Origin of the sequence: Bacillus sp. Pc3, assembly GCF_000815145.1 — a bacterium.
GTDB lineage: Bacteria > Bacillota > Bacilli > Bacillales > Bacillaceae > Bacillus > Bacillus velezensis.
In genome coordinates this window covers 3,641,105-3,662,374 of the sequence record NZ_CP010406.1, presented here as the reverse complement: position 1 = coordinate 3,662,374, position 21,270 = coordinate 3,641,105, and the positions used below count along the sequence as shown (strand labels likewise).

8 protein-coding genes and 2 pseudogenes are annotated in these 21,270 nt (G+C 48.4%); 3 read left to right on the top strand and 7 right to left on the bottom strand.

Annotated features, from left to right (window positions below; genetic code table 11):
• Positions 1-5: 5 nt before the first annotated feature.
• The 6 genes from SB24_RS17710 to fabD are packed head-to-tail and all read right to left on the bottom strand — an operon-like array spanning position 6 to position 18,328.
• On the bottom strand, positions 6-12,599 hold the full coding sequence (locus tag SB24_RS17710; RefSeq protein ID WP_039254575.1) for a type I polyketide synthase: 12,594 nt from the start codon (positions 12,597-12,599) through the stop codon (positions 6-8).
• Positions 12,600-12,638: 39 nt separating this feature from the next.
• On the bottom strand, positions 12,639-13,376 hold the full coding sequence (locus tag SB24_RS17705) for an SDR family oxidoreductase (RefSeq protein WP_007408405.1): 738 nt from the start codon (positions 13,374-13,376) through the stop codon (positions 12,639-12,641).
• A 14-nt stretch (positions 13,377-13,390) separates the two neighbouring features.
• Entirely contained in the window at positions 13,391-14,755 is a 1,365-nt protein-coding gene (locus SB24_RS17700) for a long-chain fatty acid--CoA ligase (RefSeq protein ID WP_015417775.1), read from the bottom strand.
• Entirely contained in the window at positions 14,752-15,024 is a 273-nt protein-coding gene (locus tag SB24_RS17695; protein WP_003153264.1) for an acyl carrier protein, read from the bottom strand. The genes SB24_RS17700 and SB24_RS17695 overlap by 4 nt, the downstream gene beginning before the upstream one ends.
• Before the next feature lie 24 nt (positions 15,025-15,048).
• Positions 15,049-16,029, bottom strand: a complete 981-nt coding sequence (locus SB24_RS17690) for an LnmK family bifunctional acyltransferase/decarboxylase (RefSeq protein ID WP_039254572.1) — start codon at positions 16,027-16,029, stop codon at positions 15,049-15,051.
• A gap of 40 nt (positions 16,030-16,069) precedes the next feature.
• Positions 16,070-18,328, bottom strand: a complete 2,259-nt coding sequence (fabD, locus tag SB24_RS17685) for an ACP S-malonyltransferase (protein ID WP_015417777.1) — start codon at positions 18,326-18,328, stop codon at positions 16,070-16,072.
• Positions 18,329-19,067: 739 nt separating this feature from the next.
• Here fabD and loaP point away from each other — a divergent pair.
• Positions 19,068-19,598, top strand: coding sequence for an antiterminator LoaP (gene loaP, locus SB24_RS17680; protein ID WP_022552995.1), 531 nt, complete (start codon positions 19,068-19,070; stop codon positions 19,596-19,598).
• 44 nt (positions 19,599-19,642) lie between these two features.
• Here the strand turns inward: loaP and SB24_RS20060 are convergent.
• Positions 19,643-19,826 (bottom strand): annotated as a pseudogene (locus tag SB24_RS20060) (AzlD domain-containing protein); the annotation flags it as partial.
• A gap of 5 nt (positions 19,827-19,831) precedes the next feature.
• On the opposite strand from SB24_RS20060, the pseudogene SB24_RS17670 reads away from it, so the two are divergent.
• A pseudogene (locus SB24_RS17670) lies at positions 19,832-20,044 on the top strand (hypothetical protein); the annotation flags it as partial.
• A gap of 139 nt (positions 20,045-20,183) precedes the next feature.
• Entirely contained in the window at positions 20,184-21,200 is a 1,017-nt protein-coding gene (gene namA / locus SB24_RS17665) for an NADPH dehydrogenase NamA (protein WP_003153250.1), read from the top strand.
• Positions 21,201-21,270 lie beyond the last annotated feature (70 nt).

Here is a 21,270-nt window from a genome sequence, read left to right as displayed (position 1 = left end):
TTACGCTAATCCCTGTAAAAACCGATCGTTCTTTTTACAGCGGCTTCTATGCTTATTTCGTTTTTCTCCAATTCATCAAGCAGGCGTTCATAAGTCTCCAGCGGGGACGTATCAATCTCATAAGTCTCCCGGTGCCTTATATGCTGCGCACTGTGCGGTATCCAGCAATGTGTTTTCGCAAAAGGATAGACGGGCAGGCTGACTTTTTTTGGCCTTTGGTCCGGATATAATTTATTCCAGTCGACATGTAAACCTTGCACCCATAATTTTGCAAGCATTGTATACTTTCCTGCTTCAATCCATTGATCTACTGTCCCGCTCATTTCTGCGTTGTCCGTCATCTCTGTAAACAGCTGTTTCATCGCTTTGTTCCGGCCTGTAAAGAAATTCTGCCCCGTCTCCTTGCCGCTGAGGAAATCATTCAGCGCGTTCGTAAGCTCTTCTTTTGTTTCAGCAATAACGGCAAGGCGCTCTTCCATTTCATCCCGGCCAAGCTGAAGCGTATAAGCGATACCCGCAAGAGCTCCGTCAGCTGAATGTGTCTTTTCCAAATATCTGCGCAGCTGTTCCGCACGTTCCTTCAGCTGTTCCGCCGTCTTTGCCGAGAGAATGAATAAGGACGGCTGAAGTTCACCGGCCGTCCATTGTTTCTCTTCAACAGGAGAAACATATTCTTCGAGCACGACATGAGCATTGACACCGCCAAATCCGAACGAGCTGACACCCGCTCTCCGCGGCAGTTCATTTCCGCTATCATCAGTCGCCGCTTTCCACGGCTGAGTGTCGCGGACGAAATAAAACGGGCTGCCGTCGAGGCTGATATACGGATTAACGGTTTCACAATGCAGACTTTTCACGAGCGTTTTGTGCTGCATCTGCAAAATAATTTTTAAAAGCCCGGCCATGCCGGCGGCAAGCTCTGTGTGGCCGATATTCGTTTTGACGGAACCGATGGCGCAATGAGGCTGATCGGGTGCCGTTACTTCGGCTTTCTGATAAAGCGCTGCAAAAGCCGCTTTGAGTCCGTTGATTTCTATCGGATCTCCGAGCGCCGTTCCCGTGCCGTGGGCTTCAATATAACTCACTGTACGGGGGTCGATGTTCGCTTGCTGATACGCTTTTATCATGACTTCTGTCTGTGCTTTCGGATTCGGCGATGTAAGGGAAGCCGCCCGTCCGCCATGATTTTCCGCCGTTCCGCGTATAACGGCATAAATACGGTCGCCGTCACGTTCCGCATCGGATAATGTTTTCAAAACAATCATGCCCGCACCTTCAGCTCTGACATACCCGTCCGCTTGATCGGAAAATGTTTTGCATCGCCCGTCTTCACTGAGCATTCCCGCTTTATTAAAGCTGATATGCATATCCGGCGATACAATAGCATTGACGCCTCCTGCAATCGCGATGCCGCAGTCTCCGGCCTGAATTGCCCTGACCGCACGGTGAACAGCGACCAATGAGCTTGAACAGGCGGTTTCAATCGGTTCGCTCGGCCCATGTATATTCAGAAAATAGCTCATACGGTTCGGACCGATTGACGGAACCGTCCCGGCGGCGGAAGAACCCTCAATCTCTATATGGAACTTTGAAGCTTCCTGGGCGTAACCGCTGTTTGTCGTGCCTGCAAAAATGCCTGTATTTGTACCTGACAGGCTTTTGGCAGAGCAGCCGGCATCTTCAATCGCTTTCCATACATGCATCATTAAAAGTCTTTGCTGAGGATCCATCATTTCGGCTTCATGCGGAGAAATACCGAAAAATAATGGATCAAATTGAGCGGTTTCATCAATGAAGCCGCCCCACTTTACATTGCTCGCATTTTTATCTTTCTGCGGATCTCCGTAATACTGTCTCCAGTCCCAGCGCTCCGGCGGTATTTCAGAAATGCAGTCCTTTTCTCCGGCTAAATTCTCCCAAAACATTTCCGGATTTTCAGCCATTGGAAATGCACAGCTGATTCCGATTATCGCCACGGGCTCAGGTGCAGCTGCGGTTTTTGTTTTAGGAAGGCGGGACGGAATCAAGAATGGCTCCGTCTTCATTTTTTTACGCACAACCGGTTTCTCCGTTTCTGTTTCTGCCTGTGATCCGAATGTATCCGGATGTTCCGTCAGCAAGTATTGGGCAAAACGAAAGACTGTCGGGTATTCAAAAAACACGGCCGGTGTCAGTTCAAGCCCATACATTTTATTTAGTTCATTTGCAAACTGCGTGAATGAAACCGAATCAAAGCCATAATCTCTCATCTCTGATTCAGCATCTATCTCGTCTTCTTTCACCTTCAGAATGCCTGATATCATATGTTTGAGTTCCGCTTGTACTTTATTCGGCATATGGACGGGCGTCTTCCTTGACACATGAATGCTACGGGACGGTTCCGGCGTTTCAGGCATCAGGTTTTTTCGAATCCGTTTTTCGTCGCCTTCTGCCACCATGACCTGGTGTTCTCCGGAGGCAAAAGCGGCGTACAGCGCTTGGATGCCTGAGGCCGATCGCATGGCTTTCATTCCGGTCTGTTCATACATCAGCCGTTCGGTCTCTTTGTCCACGCGCATACCGCCTTCTTCCCAAAGCGGCCAGTTGACGGACAGAGTCTGCCCGCTCCGCTTGTTGTCCCGCACGAGACGGTTCCGGCGGGCTGCATAAACATCCATAAATGCGTTGGCTGCCGCATAACCGGCCTGCCCCGGATTTCCCATACCTCCCGCCAAGGAAGAAAACAGGATGAAAAAGTCCAGCCGCACATCTTTCGCTGCTTCATCAAGATTGATAAGCCCTTTCACCTTCGGCGCCATGACGGTCTTCCGTTCGTTTTCTGTCTGGTTCAGAATGTAGTTGTCAGCGATCACGCCTGCGCCGTGAATGATCCCGTCGAGTGTTCCGTGCTCCTCCTGTATGCCGCGGACGAGGGCGATGACCGCCGCCCTGTCTGTCACGTCTACCGGTTGATACAGTACGCGGGCACCCGACGCTTCCAAGCGCCGTAAGCGGGCGGAGCGGTCTTCATCAAGCGCTTCCGCCCTCCCCGTTAATACGAGGACGGCGTTTTTGACGCGGAAGGCTATTTCTTCAGCGACAATCAGGCCGATGCCGCCCGCTCCCCCGGTGAGGAGGTAGACCCCTTCGTCTTTCCACGGAACGGCGCCGCTTTGAGGCGCCGGCAGATGACGCCAGTTTCTGACGAGACGTTTGCCGGCTTCATAACGGATTTCCGCTTGTTCAGGATGCGCCCGGTTTTCTTTCAGCTTGGCAAGAAGCGCTGATGCTGACTCGTCCGGATCGGCTTGGATGACTTGGCCGTACAGCTTCGGATGTTCAAGGTGAGCCGTTTTCAGGAAAGCGGCCAGCCCCGCCAATACATTGTCTTCCCCCCTGTCGGGGACAAGAAGCTGGATCAGCGTTTTTTTCTTCTGTTTTTCTTTGATAAGACGCGTGACGATCGCTGACAGCTCCGCCGCGCAGGCGTCATAACGGTCTTCAATCGGACCTTCGCCGTCAGCCGCACATACGGCGCCGCTTATGTCCTCAGCGTTCATTCCGCCATACAGCGTCACGTATCTGAAAGACTCTTCTTGTCCGCCGCCTTCACCCGGCGGTGATTCCTGCCACTTTGGCTGAAGCAAGAGCGGTTTTTCCTCCGTTTCCTCTTCCAGAAAACGGGCGGTGAGCCCCGTCAATCGGACACATACCGCGCCGTTTTCATCACACAGCTCAATATGATAGGCGCCGTCCGCTGAGGAAAGCACCGCCCACATCGTCTCCCGGCACGCAGAAAACACCTGCATATCCTGCAGGGCAAACGGCAGAAACGGCCGTCCGGACGCGGAACCGTCTGAGAGCACGAGACCGATAGAAGCCTGAAGGGCGGCGTCCAGCATGCTCGGATGCAGGATGAACGGCTCCTTTTCTTCGCGGGCGGACGGCGGAAGAGTGAGCTTCGCGAGCACTTCTCCGTTTCCGGCATAGACGGCGTCAAGCGCCTGATGAGACGGTCCGTAGGTGATGCCGAGGCTGTCGAACGCTTCATAGCACTCAGCCTTTGACAAGTGACGGCCGCTGCAGCGCGCCTGAACCGCTTCCACATCGAGAACAGGAGCACGCTCCGTCTCTTCGAGCACGGCCTTTCCCTGGAAAAAGACAAGCGGCTCTTCTCCTTCGGCATACGCTTCAAAAGCGATGTCTCCGTTTTCTTCCGGCTGAAGCTTTACATGAAGCGTCACTCCTTCAGAAAGCGCCATCACCGGACGGAGCCAAACGATCTGTTTGAGCCGGACACCCGTTTTCCCGCCGGGCAAGTCTTCGGCGGCAAGTGTAACGGCGGCCCGGGTCATTTCTAAAGCAGCCGCGCCCGGAAGCACCGGTTTTCCATTGACGATGTGATCGGCAAAAAACGGTTCGTGTCCTGAAAAAACAGAAGTAAAGCGCTGGGCGGTAAAAGTCGATGTATTCGCATGGAGCAGCGGGTGAAGTCTGGCTGCTTTCTCACTTTTCGCTGAGCCTGTTTTGTCAAGTGACACATCAGCTTTTGTCACCCAATATCGGTCTTTGGCAAAAGGGTAGGCCGGGAGACTGATGCGGCCCGGGTTGCGCTGATAAAGAGCTGACCAATCGACGTCAAGTCCTTTAACCCAAAGGTCAAGCAGCTTTCCGTATTTCCCTTTTCTCAGCCAGGCATTTATGGTAAGCGCCATATCTTCATCAGAAGTGAGCGAAGCCGCCAATGAATGATGTTTGGCTGTCCTGCCCCGCCAGATATGAGCATGTTCGATATTATGATCGTTTGAGAAACTCATAAGCTTCATTTTCAGTTCTTCTATCGACTCGGCCGTAAATGCAAGCCGCTCAGCCATCGGTTCTCTTCCCGCCTGAAGCGTGTAAGCGATCTTGGCTAAATCCCCGTCAGAACGTTTTTTTCTTATGACATCATCCAGAAGCTGGCGGGCGCGCTCTGTCAATTGCTGCTCATTTCGCGCTGATAAAATAATAACAGCCGGTTTTTGCGGAGAAACAGACGCGTTTTCCATTGGTTTCAGGCTGTCAGACGGCACAAATTCCTGAATGATGACATGCGCGTTTGAACCTCCTGCTCCAAACGAGGAAATGCCGGCAATTCGCGGATATTCCTTCATTTCACCCGTGATATTCAAGACAGGTCGCTTCCATTCCGTTTCTTTTTGCTGTACGAAAAACGGAGTGTGCTCAAACTCAATATTCGGATTCAATTCCGCCGCATGCAATGAAGGGGCAATCCTCTTATGTTTCAATTGCAGAAGCAGTTTGGTGATCCCCGCAATCCCGGCAGCGCTTTCTAAATGTCCGATATTTGATTTAATGGAACCGATGGAACAAAACTGCCGATCTTCTGTTGTCAGGCGAAAAGCTTTCGTTAACCCGTCGATTTCAATCGGATCACCGAGCGCAGTGCCCGTTCCGTGGGCTTCCAAGTAACTGACCGTTCTCGGGTGAATGTCTGTCCGTTTCAACGTCTCTGCGATCAGATCAAACTGCGCTTTCGGATTCGGCACCATATAAGCGTTTGTTCTTCCTGCTGCGTTCAGCATGCTTCCTTTGATAACACCGTAAATATGATCGCCGTCTTTCTCCGCTTGAGCAAGCGGCTTTAACACAATCGCCCCTACTCCTTCACCGTCAACAAAACCGTCCGCACTGTCTCCGAAAGATTTGCATTTATCACCGGGAGACAGCATTGAAAAAGCGGACAGCCGCTCATAGTGGGCCGGATCAACGATAAGATTGACTCCGCCGGCAATCGCTGTTTCACTCATTCCGCTCCGCAGGCTTTCTGCGGCGAGATGGACAGCTGTTAAAGAAGAAGAGCATGCTGTATCCACAGCCATACTCGGCCCTTGGAAATTGAACAAAAACGATACTCTGTTTGCGATAGACCAGTCGCTGGGAACTGTCGGGTAATTGCTGTTCATCACACCGACAAAGACTCCGATTTTCCGGCTGTCACAAAGCGTGGCCGGGGTGTACCCCGCATCTTCAATGCTTGAATAAGCAGTCTGCAGAAACAACCTTTCCTGCGGATCCATCCTTTCAGCTTCCGCGGGAGATATACGGAAAAACAGCGGATCAAATGTATCAATGTCATCGAGAAAACCGCCCCATTTTGAATAAATGGACCCCCATTTTCCGCGTTCCTCGTTATAAAACGTTTTCCAGTCCCAGCGATCTTTCGGCACTTCAGTAATAGAATGCCTGCCGGCTTTTACATTTTCCCACAGCTCATCAACGTGATCGGCGCCCGGATACCGGCCTGACAGACCGATGACAGCGATATCCTGGATAGAAGGATCTCCGTTCGTCCTTTCGCCTTCCTCGTTTTGAGGAATCTTGTTTTGTTTTACATTCAGGTTATCTGTGTGATCAGACAGCTGTGCCTCACGCACACCCATCGCTTTCATAAATGCTCCCCGCTGAGAAAGAAGCAGGTAATCCGCGATTTCTTCTATCGTCTGATATTCAAAAAAGAGGGTGCTGGTCATTTGGTCAAACACGTTACGAAAGGCATTTGTGAGCCTGACGACCAGAATAGAATCCAAACCGTATGCGGTTAAGGAAACCGACGGATCCATTCTCCCGCTCGGAATCTTCAGCGTTTTTCCTATTAATTCCGTCAGATATGTGATGCCCCGTTCCCTTACGTTTGGAATCGGTGCGGCGCTTTCTGCGGGAGCCTGCACCCGTCCGGCGTTTTCGGGATGAGCCCGTCCATTCCCGAATTGCCGCTCGAGCGCTTCTTTACGGGAAGACAGAAAGTAATCAGCAAGTTCATCAATGGTTTGATATTCAAAAAACAAAGTGCTGCTGACAGAACCGAAGACGTCTTTTAACGCGTTGGTCAGTCTGACGACCAGTATGGAATCCAATCCGTATGCGGTTAAAGGTTCATGGGATAAAAGACGATGCGCCGGCACTTTAAGCGCTTCACCGATTACCTTCTTCATCAGTTCAACGCTTTTTTCTCTCAGGCTGACATGCAAAGTATCATCCGAAAGACCTTCTGCGTCATACGGACGGCGCTCCGGCTTCTCTTCTGACGCCTGTGTGAGGGCAAGCCTGACCGTTCCGTCACTTTCAGCCGCTATAATCTGCTGGCCTAAGTCGTGTGCGGCTTCAGCCGGAAACAGAGGATGGACGAATCCTTCAAGCGAAAGCGCTTCCGCCCAGCCGGCCGGATCAACCCCCGGACAGCCCGGAATCCGTAAATCATGATCCTCATACAGCCACCAGCCTTCAAGAAGGCCGAACGTCACATGGTTGAATATGGTGCGGCTGTTGATCTCATTTATAAACAGCTGGCCGTTTTTTTGCAGCATTGCTTTCGCATGGCGCAGCGTAGAGCGGATATTTTTTGTCGCATGAAGCACATTGGTCGCGATCACTGCGTCATACGTGCCGATGTCCGGCGCTTCTGCTGATACCGGCTGCTCAGCGTTGAATATTTTATAAGTGACATAAGGATATTCCGGACCGAATATGTCTTCTGCATGTAAAAGAAATGCTTTAGAAATATCCGTGAAACAATATTCGACAATATGCGCTTCATACGGTTTCAATTTTCTCATGACCGCAGCGCTTGTCCCGCCCGTTCCGGCTCCGATTTCTAAAATGCGGATTTTCGCCTGCGGATCTTTTTCCAGACGTTCCTTCAAAACAGCAATCAATGTGTCAGCAAGCTTGTCATTGAAAAAATCAGAAATGATATTATTGCGGTAAATGCCTTCCACAAGACGGAAGGAGGAGTCAGGGAACATCACTTCCGTTGCCGGAAGCTTACCGGTTAAAATGTCTGGAAGCACACGCAATGTCTCTTCTGCCAATCTGACATGCGCCCTCATGTCTTTCTGGCGCAGCCAAGTCTCTTTTTTCCGCTCCCATTCCTCCCACACCTGCCCTAAATCCGTTTTTTCCGGAGCAAGCGCTAATTTATTCAGGAGGACAAAGCTCTCTTTCAGCCATCTGCTGTATTGTTCCGTTATGCCGGCAGCGGATTGAAATAACGGCAAAGCCTGATCAAGCCCGGCTCCCATCTCATAAAGGGTTGATACAAGCATTTTTTCAATAAGGGATTCCATCTCTCTCATGCAGCTCATGACACTTGAAGCTTTTAACCGTTCAGCTTCGTCATTCTGCGTGATGTTAACCGTTAATTGTCCGAGTGCGGAAGGAATCTTTTCCGGATAAACCGTTACTTGTTCATTCAGATCGTCTTTCATAAAAACCGGATCTGTCGTTTTGATCAGCGCCAGCTGGTCATGGGGTCCGGAAAGCAGGGTTTCCAGCGTTTTCATCGCTTCGGGCGCCTCAATAGAAGCGATTCCGTCCCGCTCCATCCGTTTCCGGTATTGTTCTGAAGCGACAACGCCGACACTTCCCCAAAAGCCCCAATTGACAACTTTTACGGCATACGGCGCTTTCTGTGAGATCCGCTTAGCAAAAGCGTCTTTAAACGTGCACCCGGCGGCATAATTGCTCTGTCCCGGCGCTTTTTGAAACGACATCATCGAAGAGAAAAACAGCAAGAAATCCAGGGGCTCCCCCTCAGCTACCCGGGCAATCTGCAAGCTGACATCAGTTTTTGCAGAAAGTGACGCGCGGAACTGATCCTCTTCCATATTGGCAAAACTTCGGTCTGATAACACGATGGCGGAATGGATGATTCCGCGGACCTTTCCATTTTCCTTCACAATGGTGTCATATGCCCGTTTGAGAGAGTCATAATTGGCAGCATCTGCGCTGAAATATTGCGGTGCGGGACCTAAAGCCGCAAGTCTTTTCAGCTTTCTTTCAATCTGTGTATCTTTTTTCCGTCTCCCGATCCAGATAATTTTCGCCTGATAGGTCTGAATCATATATTCAGTCCATACTTCTCCTATTCCGCCTGCTCCGCCGATAATCACATAAACCCCGCCGTGCCGGTATAATGAAGGCTCATCTGCATGAGGCCGGCAGACGGCCAATTGCTGGCGGTGCCACTGACCTGCACGAAAGACCCACGGATTTCCCTCGGGATCCGCCGTTAAAGAGAAGACATCGGGAAGATGCCGGTCTCCCCTTTGAGATTCCAAATCAAGAAGCCGGATGCTCCAATTGCTGTATTCTTTTGCGAGCGACCCCGCTAATCCGTGTATGCTTGCATGACTCGGATTGACCTCATCATGTTCATGAATCGGCTGTGCTTGAAACGTGCAGATTGTCAATGATAGTTGTTCCGTGTCAAAATTCAGAAGCAGAAGCGCTTTTACCAGCCGGAAAAGCTGCATGACCCCGTGCTCCTGTCCCTCGGCCGTACCCGCATCATAAACGGATGGAATGGGATGATCCGGCGCCGCCCATATCATGTGTTGAAAAGAGCCTTGCGCTTTCAGTGTTTCAGCCATTTGTTCCGCGCTGTCCAAAGAAGTGATGTCCGGAAAACGGACATCGGAATACATCTCTTTCAAAGCCTGCTGAAAATCCGGCCCGGCCCCGATGACGATTATTTTTTCTTCACGCATGAAAGACATGCCGGTTTCCGGAATGGTGACGGTGTTCCAAACCGGTGTCATAAGCAATTCCGTTTCACGGCTTGTCTTCGGCGTGACGCCGGCTTTTTGGTTAAACCCGGCGCTTTCCTGCACCTCTTTTATGATAAAATCTTTCACTGCCGCCAACAGCACGCCGCGCTCATCACAAATATGCAGATCAAATTGGTGAACGGAGGCCGCTTTTACCTCTGCATGCACAAATACGGTTTTCGCTAACGGTTCAAGCAGCTGTATTTCTCCGAAGGAAAACGGTACGATAAGCATAGGCTCTTTTTGAAATTGCAGCACATGCGCCATTGCGGTTTGAACAGCGCCATCCATTAAGGACGGATGTAGGATGTACTGTTTAAAATCGGCTTCCAAGTGTGATGGGAGCGTTAATTTGGCCAGTGCTTTCCTTTCTGTATAAGAGAATTCGCGGATGACCTGAAAACTGTCCTTTTGCACGATTCCCGCCTCAGAGAACGAGTGATAGATGTCTTCCGGCTCCGTTCTCTGCGCAAATGCCGCCGGGAGCTGAAAGGCCGGGGCCTCAAAAGACGCTCCTTTTTCTTTACAAATCACTTCTCCTTGCGAAAAGAGGGTGCCGTCCGCTCCTTTTTCTTTAATGACATAGCTTATACGCTCTTTTTCTGCTTCAAACTCTATCATGACGGATCTTGGGTCTGTCCCTGTCACAATCGGCTCCATGTACCACACACTTTGAAGAGAGACGGCCGGGCGTTCTCCCCACAATCCCGCGCCGTATGCCGCCATTTCCAGATGACAGACTCCGGGAAGCACATATTTTTCGTTCACTAAATGATCTTTAAAGAAATATTCATCCTTGGAAAATATCTTTTGAAACGTCCCTTTCCGGGCGGATGAAATATTCTCATCAAGCAGAGGATGCAGCGCTTCACGCCTTTTGATATTTTGGGGCTTTTTTGTATACCGCTTTTTTTGATCGGTCAGCCAGGACGTTTCCTTTAAAAACGGATACGTAGGAAGCGGAACTTTCTGATACGGCGTTTCCGGCTTTTTGCAACCTTGAAGGCCTTTCACCCACAGCGCGGCAAATTTCTCAGGATCTGAAACGGATTGGCCTGAAACGTCCGGACGCCCGGGTGACGCTTTTCCGAAATACATATACCTGCCGTCGCTGTGACCGCTTACAAATCCGTCCAATCGCCGTTTCAGCTCAGAAAGGGATGATGCAATGACAGCAAGCCGGAAGGAGAAAGGCTCTCTGCCTGACAATAAGGTGGCAGCGATATTTTTTAGACTGTATCCACCGGCAGAAGGCAGGTTTTCCAATCGGGCAAGAAAGGAGCTTAATTTCCCGGCATATTCTTTCAGCTGCTGTTCGGAATGTGCGCTTAATACGACGGCATGCGGTTTTTGCTCAGTATTCCCGTCCGCTTGCCGTTTTGGCTGATAAGCACCTACGATCAGATGGGCATTAGAGCCTCCTGCGCCGAATGAACTGATTGCGGCGATTCTCGGTTTATCTCCTTCAGCCGGCCACGGCCGGTTGTTTCGGACGACATAAAATGGCGAATCAGAAAAAGAAATCTTGCGGTTCAGTTCCTCGGAGTGCAGACTGGCGGGAAGCGTTTCATGTTTCATGCTTAAAAGCACCTTGATTAAACCGGCGATCCCTGCAGCCGCTTCCAAATGTCCGATATTGGATTTCACCGAGCCGATTCCGCAGTCATTTTTCTCATCGGTCTGTTTATCAAATGCCATAGACAGGCCGCGTATCTCAATCGGATCGCCGAGTGCCGTGCCGGTTCCGTGAGCTTCAATGTAGCTGATATCCGCCGGACTTACCGCGGCTCTGTTTAGAGCGGATAAAATCAGGTCCCGGTGCGCTTCCGGATTCGGCACCGTATACCCGGTCGTTTTGCCGCCGTGGTTAGTGGCGGACCCCTTAATGACACCGTAGATGTGGTCTTTATCCGCAATCGCTTTTTTCAATGGTTTTAACAAAACGGCTCCCGCGCCTTCGCCGGGCACGTAACCGTCTCCGCCTTCACCGAAACTGCGGCATTTTCCTTCAGAAGACAGAAAATGCGATTGGCTTAAAAACATGTATTTTTGCGGATGTAAGCTGAGGTTGACGCCTCCGGCCAGCGCCATTTCACAGTCGCCCGACATAATGGCCTGACAAGCCTGATGGACGGCGACAAGCGATGAAGAACACGCCGTATCAACAGCGATGCTCGGGCCATGGAGATCAAGGAAATAAGAAACCCGGTTCGGAATGCCCCAATATAAGGAGCCGGGGCCTTTGTACTGATCTTTGAGGAAACCTTCTTCGTGTGCAATTAATGAATATTCATTCCAGGTCACTCCGGCGAATACACCGATTTGATCCGTCGGCCTCGCCGCCGGGTTCCCGTAACCGGCATCCTCCATCGCTTCCCAGCAGCACGTGACATACAATTTTTGCTGGGGGTCCATTAAATCAGCTTCCCACGGGGAAACAGAAAAAAACAGCGGGTCAAATTGATCCGGATGATCAATAAAACCTCCCCATTTACTGTATGACGCGTATTCTGCCGTTTTCTCTTCCGAGTAATAAGAGCTGTCCCATCTGTCCTCTGGGATTTCGGAGACACAATCTTTATTTTCCATTAAATTGTCCCAAAAATCATGCTGGTTTTCCGCTTTCGGAAACATCCCGCTCATTCCGATAACCGCAATATCAGAGCTCCCGTCCGTTGCCGGTTCAGGCACCTTTTCAGCCGCCTGTACGGGAAGCAATTCTTCTTCCTGCGGGCTTCCCGTATCAGGCTCCGTTTCTTTGAATTCAAGAACGCTTTCGGGATTTCGTTTCTGCGCACTTAAAAACTCACTCAATTTCTCAATGTTCGGATATTCAAACAGCAGCGTTTCAGAAAGGCCGGTAAACTCTTTATGCAATATGGTCATGATTTCTTCACTGATGAGAGACGTCACGCCAAGAGTAAAAAAAGCGGTTTTATCTTCCGCTTCGGTTACCTCGGCACCCAGCTTTTCCGCTATTACCGTTCTTAAAAATTCGTTAATACATTTCATGAGGATACCATCCCTTGTACAAAAGAATTTTTCTGTGCTTTAACAAGTTAATCCGCCGTCTATTGCCATTGTCTGTCCGGTCATAAAGGACGATTCAGGAGAAAGCAGGAAACGAACGAGTCCGGTCATATCGTCTGTTTCGCCTAAACGTCCCATCGGCGTCCTTCTGATAATCTGCGATTTTTGTTTTTCCGGCATATTTTTCGTCATATCGGTGTCCACAAAACCGGGCGCAAGTGAATTGACACGGATTCCTTTAGACCCGAGCTCCCTGGCCAGGCTTCGCGTTAAGCCGTCAAGAGCCGCTTTGGATGCGCTGTAAACTGAAGTGCCTTTAAATCCTCTTGAGCCGATAATGGAGCTTATGTTAACGATTGATCCGGAATTTTGTTTCAGCATGACACGGGAAACGTTTCGGGTCAGCTTGATGACTGAACCGATATTCAGGTTGAGGATGCGGTCAATGTCTTCATCATTGGTCAGGGGCAGCAGCTGATCAAGGTTCAAACCGGCGTTATTGACCAAGCCGTCTATTCTGGAAAACTTGCGGTATACTTGAAGAACAAACTGTTTCATGGCGGCATCATCCGCCGCATCCGCCGCTTCCCAATAAAAGCGGCCGCGGTACTTTTCACTCTCTCTCAATGTGTTAATAAAATCAGATTCACTGCGGCTGAAAGCGGCTACTTTGTAATCCTCATCCAAAAGCGTCTGTACAATCGCTTTTCCGAGCCCCCGGCTTCCTCCGCTGACGACCGCTACTTTTCCGTTATTCATATTTGCCTCCTGTTTTACACGTTTCTTATTTTTTTAAATCGGTCATTAGACAGTTTCCGATCTGTAACAGAGATGATCTGCGGTATCTGATATGGCTGCAGCTTTTGTTTGCAATGAGCTACGGCCCGCTTTCTGAAAGATTTGATATCTTCCTCTTTTTCAAGCACGGCCTCTGCTGCGACAATCTCGCCCGTAATCGGATTTTTTCTTCCCGTTATGAGAACATCCCGGACATTCGGTATCTCCAGAAAGACGCTTTCCACCTCTGCCGGAAACACTTTCTCTCCGCCCACATTAATGATTTCACTCTTTCTTCCAAGGATTCTTATATATTCGCCGTCTGTTTCCACCTGGTCACCGGTGTCATACCAGCCGTCTTCATCGAAAGGTGACGGTGCGTTTAAATAGCCGAGCATCGCCGACTCAGAACGGACCCAAAGCGTGCCTCCGGTAATTTTGGTCTCTGTTCCGGCACCGCCCACTTTCATCCAAGTGGATTGGCTGTCTTTTGATTTCGTTGAGAATATACCCAGTTCAGTTAATCCGTATGTTTGTTTCAGCCGTACATCCGGAAACAGCCGGTGAATGCCGCGCAGCGTTGATTGGGGCATCGGTTCTGTGCCGTAAGTGATCAGCCGGAGTGAAGAGAGGTTATAGCCGGCATCCGCCTTGGACATCAGCAGCATGTTTAAAAAGGTCGGGGTTGCGGGGAGCACTTGGACAGCATGCTTGTCGACCGCCTGATAAACGGACTCCGGCGTTCTGCTGTCTGATGTGACGATGGTCCCCCCGTTAAACAGAATCGCAAACAGCGTATTAATGCCGCCGATATGATCCAATTTCAGAAAAATGAGCGTACGCAGCGGTTTTCTCTTCGCCGTTTTATATTTTTCAAGCAGCCGGCCGGCGCTTAACACGGATGCTTTGCTTTTGCCGGAGGTTCCCGATGTGAAAATAATAATGCCTGACTCCCCTCTCTCGCGCAGGTCATCAAGCAGAGGGTGGGAGGCGCTTTCAGAACCTTCACGAAGCGTCCAGCTGTCATTTTCATTTATTTCAATGATTTGATTCACTTTCGCGTCTTCAAACATATCGAGATGCTTTTCCCTTGATTCATTGCTGAGAGGGACAACGATATTTCGGTTTAACAAAAGCGCCATCAGCAAAAAAATAGCGTTCGGGGAATAATCCCCGATAAGCGCCACACATTCTCCTTCACGTATTCCGTTTTGTTCAAGTTCTTTCTGAAAAAAGCTAATTCGTGCCAGTAAATCATCATACGTAAAAGTCTGCCCTTTAAAAATGAGAAACTCACTGTCTTGCGTTTCCCTAAGCTTATCAGTCACCCAGCTGATATCTCCCCCGCTTTCTGTTTTCATGATTGAGCACTGTCCATATATTTTTGATAAATATCACAAATGCTGCCGACGGTTGTAATGCTTGAAATTGTTTCTCCTTGGGAAAAAGGATCTACTCCGGTTTCCATCTCCATCTGTGCGACTAATTGAGCGATATCCAGTGATGAGAAGCCCAGATCCTCTATGACTCTCACATCATCTCCCGCTTCGACGGCCCGATATGACTGCTGTTCTTGAATATCCTGAATGATTTGAGCGATGATCTGCTTCATTTCCTTGGTTTGTTCCATTTGCTTTCAGCTCCATTCTTCATTTTATAAACTTCTGATGACCCGCTTATAATCCGGAATATGATCTTGTGAAGAGGTCGGCACCGCCAGCAGCTTGTCCACCTTGGAAATGGCCAGCAATGTATGATTTCTTTTCATATAGACTTCAATCTGATAGCTGATTTTCGCCACTGAGATCATACCGAGGGACTCACCGTGAAAGTCGGGATCGCATTCTTCAATGTGTCCCGTCATATAAATATCAAGCTCTTCATCTGCAAAACAATTTCCGTAATAATACGTCTCTCTTTCAAGCAAAAATAAATGCCGCGCGATTGAAACCGGAAAACCCGGCTTCGATCGGCGCGTCATCCATTCAAATTCCGCCGCATCCATTATCTTGCTGAATTTCGCAAACACCATGGCATGCCCGGGCGCAGCATCCTGATCAACAGGAACCCGATATGAAACGGGGTCTGCTGTTTTGAGATTGCCCGGCTTCATACCGAAGGCGTCCGTTCTGATTTTCTTTGACCGCATCAGGGCGTAAGGCGGCTTGGCTAGCTTAGAAAGTTCCGCAATGCATTCAGCCTTAGGCGCTGAGACTTTGCGCGTCGAACCTTCTGTTTGTGTGACGTCGACGACAATTAAACTATTGGCTTTCATAGAAGGAAACCGTCCCCGGTCCCACTCGCTTTTATCAGAGCTGACCGCTCCTTTCGGCCCGAACAAATAATCAGATTCTAATATGGTTTCTCCAAACCGGGAGATATCGACTCCGATGGAAACCTCGTCCCATAATCGGTACTGATCAAGAGGCTGATCTGAAGGAACTTTGAGATGTGTCATAAAATAAGCCGGATACAAAATCAGCCCTTGGTGATCGGCCATCTGATCAGGCCGGAATCCCGTTCCGTCCGTTAAATGGTGACTGTGTGCGTTGCCGAATAACAGCAGCAGCGCGTACTCATTCAAATTCCCTAACCCGACATGGCTCATCGTTAATTCATGATTTTCAATCAGCATGGTCTGTCCTCCGCAGAAAAAATGTAATGGCTGGTCATACTCAGCCTGTAATCGATACCAGCCTTTGCGCAAGAAGGCCGGCTGTTTCTTCCATGAGCTGTTTGCCGATCAGATCGACATGCCTGTTTCTCCAATTTTCAAGCGGGGTTCCTTTCACCCATTGATTAAACGCGCCGAGCGCAGGGCCGCAATGAATTTGGTAATCTATTTTACTTTCGCTTTTTCCTTCCAGAGCGAGCCTTGTCGTATAAGAAAAATACCATTTAAATACCATCGCCATTTTGTGTTTCGGATTCTGTTCGGCTTTGGCGATCTGCTCAGGAGATTTATCACGTTTCAACTGCTCATACACCTCTTCAAAACTGCGCTGGAAATACTTTTCTTCAATTAATGTTTTCGTTTTTTCATCTATTTCATCTAAAGAATTGTATTGTCTGTACAAGTCAAAGAGTTTATTGGCTCTTGCCGGGAAAAACAGGCCTTTTTTCAGCACCTGCACCCTTGCTCCCGCTTCAAACATATCTCCCGCGGGAGCGTATGACGTATCCTGAACGTTCGCTTCCTGAAGCAGATCTTTCACTGAATCACTTGTCCCGGCTTCGACCGTGCATTGATTAATAGAACCGGTTCCGATAAATTCGGCGCCGAGCAGAAACGCGGCAGCAGCCGCTTCCGGAGTGCCGATGCCGCCCGCTGCGCCGATTCTTACTTTTTTCGCATAACCGTGCTTCTCCATCATGCGGTCTCTGAGTCTGATCATGGCAGGCATTAATGTATACGGAATCCCTTGGTCGGTATGCCCTCCTGAATCCGCTTCAACGCAAATGTCATCAGCCATCGGAATTTCTTTTGCAAGCGCCGCTTCCCCGGCTGTCAGCCGATTGTCAGACACAAGTCTTTCCAGCACATGAGCCGGAGCCGGATTCAGAAAGGCCTCAGCGACTTCAGGCCGGGATACTTTCGCGATGATTCTGTTTTGAACTGACACCGACCCGTCATGATTCCTGGTTAATCCCTTTGCCCTGTATATAACAAGAGCGGGGGTTATGCCCATAAATGCCGATGCTTCAATAAGATGAATGCCGTTTTTCAAATATAAATCTATCATTCTGACTTCCTTGTCAGGTGACATCATATGATGAAGAAGATTCATTCCGAATGTTTCCCCTTGCCGCAGTGCAGACCGGATGGTTCCGATGGCCTGTCCGATCCGTTCGATACTCAATCCGCCCGTTCCGAAAAAGCCCAGCATTCCCGCTTTTGCCGCTTTAATGACCATCTGTTCCGAAGCAATTCCCCTGTACATGGAGCCCGTCATGTAAGCATATTGGATGTTATAATCTTTTTTAAAATCTTCGTTCCCTAATCTCATTCCCGCCGTTTTTTGCGGATCAGCTGCCGATGCTTTAACATCAGCAGTATCAGACTCTTCTTTCGGCATAGGTAATGGGACGGCATCTTTTTTAATCTGACGCGTCAGTTTTGTCAGCACTTCCCCGGGCCCGACTTCTGCAATTTCATTATTTTCAAGTCCCATCAGACGGCGTATCGTGTCCGTCCACTTTACCTGATTGGTCATTTGTAAAGTCAGATTTGTTTTGATTTCATCATTCTTATAAGGTGCGGCATGAAGATTTGAGATCACCGGAAAACGAAGAGGCAAAAACGCCGTTTCTTCTAAATAATCCGCGAACTCTTTTTCAGCATCTTTCATATAGCGGGAATGGAAGGCGCCGCTCACATTTAAAGGAAGGTACATTCTCACGCCGGCTTTTTCAAAGACGGGGCCCGCTTTTTCAATGTCTTGTTTCGTTCCGGCGATCACAATTTGCGAAGGTGAATTGTGGTTAGCGATATCAATGCCGGTCAGATGATAATCGGATAGAACCTCTTTTACTTGTTCAGCGGTAAACCCCAAAACCGCCGCCATGCCTCCGGGAGCTGCCTTGCTCATGAGCTCCCCTCTTTTTTTTACAAGCTGCAAACCGGTCTCAAAATCAAAGCAGCCGGCCGCAAATAACGCATTATATTCTCCTAAACTGTGCCCTGCGGCGTAATCAGGCTCTCTGCCGGACTCTTTCATTTTCTTTAAATAACTGAGTGCACTCACCGTATATAACGCCGGCTGGGTAAATTGCGTTTTCCCCAGCTGGTGATTCGGATCCTCCAGACACAATTCTTCTATAGAGTAGCCTAATATGTCATCAGCCTGACGTGTCAGATCTTGAAATTCATCAAACAGTCCGGCTCCCATTCCTTTAAATTGAGAACCCTGCCCCGGGAACACAAACGTAAGCATCTTATCCTCATCCTTTCCGCATCGCCAATTTTGTACATCACATCACATGTGGATCTCCATACAAAAACGTCTCTTATTTCATATATTGACTGGTGTAAACACCGGCATAAAAATAAAAACACAAACGCGTTTGCGATTCAGCACAGGTTTAAAAATCGCAAACGCATTGTGTTTTCCTTTTCTAACATAATTTATATAAAGACATCTTGCTTGTTTACCGAATGTTTCGCATGACAAGCTGCAGTGCCAATATGCCCGAAAACAGCCATGACGGCACACTTCTCCCTTATCATGTATATGTAGATATATACACTACAATCATTTTTATAATCCCTATTTCCTCTTCAACGTGCCGAAACAGCGATTGAAATTTAATAGGTGCTTTACATCAATTTAATAAATTTAACAAATAGTTGCTATTTAAAGAGAATAATATCAATTTATAGATAATAATGTCAAGGCTTTATTTCGTTATTTTCTGACATTTATTCCACAGTTTTATATTCGGTGGACAGTCGGCATAATTGTTTCGGGATAAATGTCAGATAATTCCCTGAACCCTTTTCATGTCAAAGAAAATTTCATCGCTTCCCTGTCAATTGGGTCTATACTTATTTTTCATTTTCGTATATTATGTAAAAAAAAGACGAATTAGAAAAATTTTTAATCATTTTAAATACTATCCATTAAATACTTTCTTTGTATAATAATTTCTTATTATTCTAAGGAGGACCCAGTCATGAAATGGTACGCACTTTTTGTAGAGTCCGGAAAAGAAGAAACAGTTCAAAAATTTCTGCGTCTGCAGTTTGATGAGCAGGCTCTCTACTCAATCATACCCAAGAAAAAAGTCACAGAACGAAAAGCCGGAATCAAATACGAGGCACTCAAAAAGATGTTTCCGGGATATGTGCTGTTTAAAACGAAGATGACAGAGCGGACATTTCATAAAATCAAAGAACTCCCCATTTCATGCAGAATCGTGAATAACGGCGCATATTATTCCAAAGAGCGTAAAACCTATTTCACGACAATTACGGATGAAGAAATCCTCCCTATCATCAGGCTGATCGGAGAAGGAGACACTGTAGATTATTCAAAAGTCTATATTGAAAATTCAAAAGTAACCGTTGCCTCAGGGCCTCTTAAAGGAATGGAAGGCATTATTAAAAAGATCGATAAAAGAAAAAGACGCGCCAAAATCTGCCTGTCTTTTATGGGACTGGACAAAATGGTCAACGTCGGAATTGAAGTGCTCTCCAAACCCTAGCATTTCAAAAAAAGCATCAACAGCATGTGCCGTTGATGCTTTTTTTATATAAACAGACGAAAGCCCGACACCGAAATAACCCCGCTCACCACCGTCACGGTCAAACTTTTTGTTTTCAAGGCGATCACGATGGTCGGGATAAGCACGATCAAACCCGGCCAATTGATCAAAAGCGTTTGCTGTAAGAATGCAGACCGGCACATAAGAAAGCCACTTTAATACAGGCTGCGCCCATGACGTTACTGAATATTCACTTGCAGCTGAAAAATATGAGCCCCGACGATTTCAGAGCCGCTCAAAAAAACGGAATATTCGGTGCCTTCGGCGCGGTGATCTTCATCAGCTCTATTTTCATCCTGACAAACTGGTTCAAAGGAGGCCACGCAGTCATCGGTGCGTTTCTCATCTATATTTGCTATATGATCGGCTGTAAATGCCTGTTATGAAGATACGGCACCGCTGTGTATAAAAAAATGCCCGTCCAGAACAATAAGAACGATGTGTTCAGTTGTGAGCAGTTTATATGACTGAATGATCATGAGTTGTTATAATCAATGTCTAAAAACATTCCGGGAGGCGAAATAAATGGCCAGAAAATTATTCACACCATGGACCGTTAAAGATGTAACGATCAAAAACCGTATTGTTATGGCACCGATGTGCATGTATTCCTCACATGAGAAGGACGGAAAACTGCAGCCTTTTCATATGGCGCACTACATATCGCGTGCAATCGGACAGGTCGGCCTGATTATCGTGGAAGCGACAGCCGTTAATCCGCAGGGGCGCATTTCCGATCAGGATTTGGGCATTTGGAGCGATGATCATATCGAAGGTTTTGCCAAACTGACGGAACAAGTGAAAGCGCAAGGATCTAAAATCGGCATTCAGCTTGCGCACGCCGGACGTAAAGCTGAGCTTGAGGGAGACATTTACGCTCCGTCAGCCATTCCGTTCGATGAGCAGTCCAAAACACCGGCTGAAATGACGACAGAACAAATTAAAGAAACCATTCAGGAATTCAAACAGGCAGCGGCGCGCGCGAAAGAAGCCGGCTTTGATATTATTGAACTTCATGCGGCACACGGCTACTTAATGCACGAATTTTTGTCCCCTCTGTCCAATCACCGTACAGACGAATACGGAGGCTCACATGAAAATCGCTACCGCTTCTTAGGCGAGACCATTGAAGCTGTCAAGGAAGTCTGGGACGGCCCGTTATTTGTCCGTATTTCTGCATCGGATTATACAGACAAAGGGCTGGACATTGCGGATCATATCGGTTTTGCGAAGTGGATGAAAGAACAGGGAGTCGACCTCATTGATTGCAGCTCAGGCGCACTCGTTCAAGCTGATATTAATGTCTTCCCAGGCTACCAAGTGAGCTTCGCAGAGAAAATCCGTGAACAGGCCGAAATCGCAACAGGCGCCGTCGGTTTGATAACGACGGGAACAATGGCGGAAGAAATTCTGCAAAACAACCGCGCTGACCTTATTTTTGTCGCAAGAGAACTTCTGCGCGATCCGCACTTTGCAAGGAGTGCAGCGAAGCAGCTGAATACTGAAATACCGTCACCGGTTCAATACGACAGAGCATGGTGATGAAGTGACAGCCGGAGTTTTTCGATCCGGCTGTCTCTTTTTTTATTTTTTGAGAAACGATTGCCGAAGC

What these genes read in the sequence shown, in the direction of transcription:
- namA (WP_003153250.1), top strand. Translation starts at nt 20,184, where the DNA reads ATGGCCAGAAAATTATTCACACCATGGACCGTTAAAGATGTAACGATC.
- SB24_RS17710 (WP_039254575.1), bottom strand. Translation starts at nt 12,599, where the DNA reads ATGAAATGTATTAACGAATTTTTAAGAACGGTAATAGCGGAAAAGCTG.
- SB24_RS17695 (WP_003153264.1), bottom strand. Translation starts at nt 15,024, where the DNA reads ATGGAACAAACCAAGGAAATGAAGCAGATCATCGCTCAAATCATTCAG.
- SB24_RS17705 (WP_007408405.1), bottom strand. Translation starts at nt 13,376, where the DNA reads ATGAATAACGGAAAAGTAGCGGTCGTCAGCGGAGGAAGCCGGGGGCTC.
- SB24_RS17690 (WP_039254572.1), bottom strand. Translation starts at nt 16,029, where the DNA reads ATGCTGATTGAAAATCATGAATTAACGATGAGCCATGTCGGGTTAGGG.
- SB24_RS17700 (WP_015417775.1), bottom strand. Translation starts at nt 14,755, where the DNA reads ATGAAAACAGAAAGCGGGGGAGATATCAGCTGGGTGACTGATAAGCTT.
- fabD (WP_015417777.1), bottom strand. Translation starts at nt 18,328, where the DNA reads ATGCTTACGTTTGTGTTCCCGGGGCAGGGTTCTCAATTTAAAGGAATG.
- loaP (WP_022552995.1), top strand. Translation starts at nt 19,068, where the DNA reads ATGAAATGGTACGCACTTTTTGTAGAGTCCGGAAAAGAAGAAACAGTT.